This window comes from Cryobacterium sp. TMS1-20-1 (assembly GCF_004402355.1).
Classification (GTDB): domain Bacteria; phylum Actinomycetota; class Actinomycetes; order Actinomycetales; family Microbacteriaceae; genus Cryobacterium; species Cryobacterium levicorallinum.
The window spans coordinates 1-3,196 of the sequence record NZ_SOGF01000073.1 but is presented as its reverse complement, the minus strand read 5'-3'; the positions used below and the strand labels follow the sequence as shown (position 1 = coordinate 3,196).

The window sequence follows — 3,196 nt, the reverse complement described above, 5'->3', positions numbered from 1 at the left end:
GAACAGGCCATCAGAATCGCTCATAATCAATTTTCCCAGACCAACACCCCAACCCCGGGAAATCGACCGGCGTTTTAAACTTTGGTACTACTGACCCACGCTCCTAGGAAGTACTGCGCCTCCCCGACGAAGGGATACGCGTAACCATTTGGCTTCCAGAAACCTGACGGGGTCGGAAAACCTCTGAGCCCTTGTCGCGCCACAGGCAACCTGTCCTGCACGACAAACAAGCCGTCGGATTCGTGCAAACCCTCAGCAAAGCCGAGGCGCTCCTGACCGAACTCGCCGCGACGCTGGCGCGCGGGAAAACCCGGCGCAGCACCGAGCAAGTCGCCGAGGAAATCCGGTCGATCACCCACGACTACTGGGTTCGCCGCGTCCTGACCTGGGAGCTAACCGGCACCACGCCGGCCACGCATCAGCTCACATTCACGGTCGATGATGACGCCCGCCTCGCGTTGGAGACCGAGGTGTTTGGCAAGCGCGTCCTCGTCACCGACCAGGACGATTGGCCGATCGCTGATGTCGTGGCGGCCTACCGATCACAATCTGACGCGGAGTTCAGCTTCCGCCAGCTCAAAGACCCCCATGTGGTGTCGTTCTCGCCCATGCATCACTGGACCGAGCACAACATTCGCGTGCACACCTTCACCTGTGTCCTGGCGCTGCAAATCGCGCACCTCATGCGCCGGCAGGCCGAGCAGGCCGGCCTGCACCTCTCGGTCCGGGAGCTCCTCGACCAGCTCGAGAAGGTCCAGGAGACCGTCATGATCTTCTCTTCGACCGGCGGGCGTCCCAAAGCCCGCCGAATGCTCACCACGACCACCCCCACCCAGGACCAACTGGCCGAGATCTTCAACCTCGCCCAGTGGGCCCCGAAGAAAAGTTAGGTCATACAAAACCCAGCCGCCAAAACCAGAGTTGACCAGCACTTCTGGAACTCTGATCGAGGCTAGCTAGGAAACTCCCGCTAGTGAACAGCCGGCAGATTCTTCGTCCTCGGATGTACGCAGACTTTTTCCGAGGAACTCGCAAAATTCAAAGCATATCTAAACATTTCTTACGCCGCGTCCCGTAGGATCTGAGCGTGATCGACAAAGTCAATAATGCCCTCAACCCCCCGCAGGATCCTGATGTGCGAGACCCGGTGGGCGGCGGTCTGCACGCACGGGTACTTCAGGACCTCGGACTGGCCCTCTGCAGTCAGGATCTCGCTGCCGGGACGGTGATGAAGATCGAAGATATCGAACGTCAATATGGGGTATCGCGATCGGTCATCCGGGAAGCGGTTCGGGTGCTCGAATCCATGGGCCTGGTGGCATCGCGGCGCCGAGTGGGCGTGCTGGTTTTGCCGCCCAGCGAGTGGAACCTGTACGATCCGCAGGTGATCCGCTGGCGCCTTTCATCACCAGCCCAAATCGCCCAACTCCGTTCCCTGACTGAGCTGCGCATGGCCATCGAACCTGAGGCGGCGCGGCTGGCGGCACTTCGGTCGCCGCTGGCGAATGCAAGCGACTTGATGGGCCTGGCTGGCCAGCTGTGGGCGGCAGGGGGGGCAGGCGACCAAGAGCGGTTCCTAGCCATCGACATCCGGTTCCACCAGCTTGTACTGGCCAGTTCGGGCAACGAAATGTTCGCGAAGCTCGACTCGCTAATCTCCGAGGTCCTAATCGGGCGAACGCACCATGGGATGATGCCGACTCGCCCCCACGAGGATGCGCTGCAGCTGCATGTCGACGTTGCGTCTGCCATCCAGAGGGGTGCGCCCGATATCGCACAAAGTTCCATGTTGGGCATAATGCAGCGCACCATGGACGAGATGAGTACGATCTGGGCCGCCCCGCATCAGAGCGACGGCTTTATTCGAAATTGACTCAGAATTCCAATAAAGTAGGAAGGGTCTTGTATAGCGTAGACTTTCGCAGTTCGCCAAGCGGTTACGCCGGTAGGCGAGGGTGTCTAAGATTGTTGCCGTGATTTTGTCATGGTCGGCTGTTCAGTGGACGTGGCGTTTATTCTTTGGATCCAGTGGACTCGGCAGAGGGCGGCGCGGGCGTCGAGGAAGCTGGGGGTTTTCTCAACACCCTGCTCGCCTAGGGCGTGTCTCCTAACCCAGCGGGTTGGTTGTGAGAGCACTTAGATGTGACTCGCACAGTTTTCCTTACTGATTCGCAGTGGTCGTTGATTGAGCAGTTGATGCCGTTGGCTGCGGCGAAGGGTGGCCGCCCCTTTCAGGATCATCGCCGCGTGGTCGAGGGGATCATCTACCGGTATCGAACCGGGATTCCTTGGCGGGATTTGCCGGAGAGTTTTGGTCCGTGGCAGACGGTATGGAAGCGGCACCACCGGTTCAGCGGCGACGGCACGTGGGACAAGATCCTCACGGAGTTGCTGTCCCAGGCGGATGCCGCCGGGCTAATCGAGTGGGAAGTGTCGGTGGACTCGACCGTGAACCGGGCGCATCAACACGGCACGAACCTCGGCCGGGCCACGGGGGGAACTGTCAAATTACACGAATCTGCTCGTCGAGCCACCTGATCATGCAATTGGCCGATCACGGGGCGGTTTGACCACGAAGATCCACGCACTGTGCGACGCGAATATGCGTCCTCTCGTCCTTCTTCTGGGTACGGGGCAGGGCGGTGACTCGCCCATGTTTCCGCACGTAATGTCGAGCTTGAGACTGCCATGCCGCGGCACAGGGCGTCCTCAGACCAAGCCTGATCGCACCAAGGCCGATAAAGCTTATGCGTCAAAGGCGAACAGAAAGCTTCTGCGCGACCGCGGTATCCAAGCCGTGATTCCGGAGAAATCTGACCACATCGCCAACCGCAAACGGCGGGGAGCACAAGGCGGCCGGCCACCAGGATTCGACAAAGAGGCCTACAAACGCCGCAACGTGATCGAGCGATGCTTCCAAGCTTTCAAACAATGGCGCGGCATCGCGACCCGATACGACAAACTCGCCGTCAACTACCGCGGCGGAGTCATCCTCCGGGCCATCACAATCTGACTCAAGCCATTAGGAGACACGCCCTAGATCGAAGGACTTCGATTATGCCGACCATGCCAGCCGAGACCGCCGCCCGGGACTGTCTCTTAAACGGTGTTTCCGGCCTGACGCGCCGGACTTGGGTCTGGCGGGAAAGGTGCCGTGATGACGACACTTGATGCTGTGACGAAGAAGACGAAATCT

General features: G+C 59.9%; 3 protein-coding genes. All 3 read left to right on the top strand.

Annotation, left to right across the window (positions count from 1 at the left end; all coding sequences use genetic code 11):
• Nucleotides 1-242 precede the first annotated feature (242 nt).
• The 3 genes from E3O45_RS17335 (at nt 243) to E3O45_RS17325 (ending at nt 3,013) form a co-directional block, all read left to right on the top strand.
• On the top strand, nt 243-890 hold the full coding sequence (locus E3O45_RS17335) for a hypothetical protein (RefSeq protein ID WP_134444799.1): 648 nt from the start codon (nt 243-245) through the stop codon (nt 888-890).
• Between the two features lie 197 nt (nt 891-1,087).
• Entirely contained in the window at nt 1,088-1,873 is a 786-nt protein-coding gene (locus E3O45_RS17330; RefSeq protein WP_370450402.1) for a FadR/GntR family transcriptional regulator, read from the top strand.
• 269 nt (nt 1,874-2,142) lie between these two features.
• Nucleotides 2,143-3,013 (top strand): IS5 family transposase gene (locus tag E3O45_RS17325; protein ID WP_241985427.1). Its coding sequence is split into 2 segments (ribosomal slippage): nt 2,143-2,502 and nt 2,504-3,013, totalling 870 coding nucleotides; the frame shifts between segments, so codons are not numbered across the junction.
• The last annotated feature ends 183 nt before the right edge of the window (nt 3,014-3,196 follow it).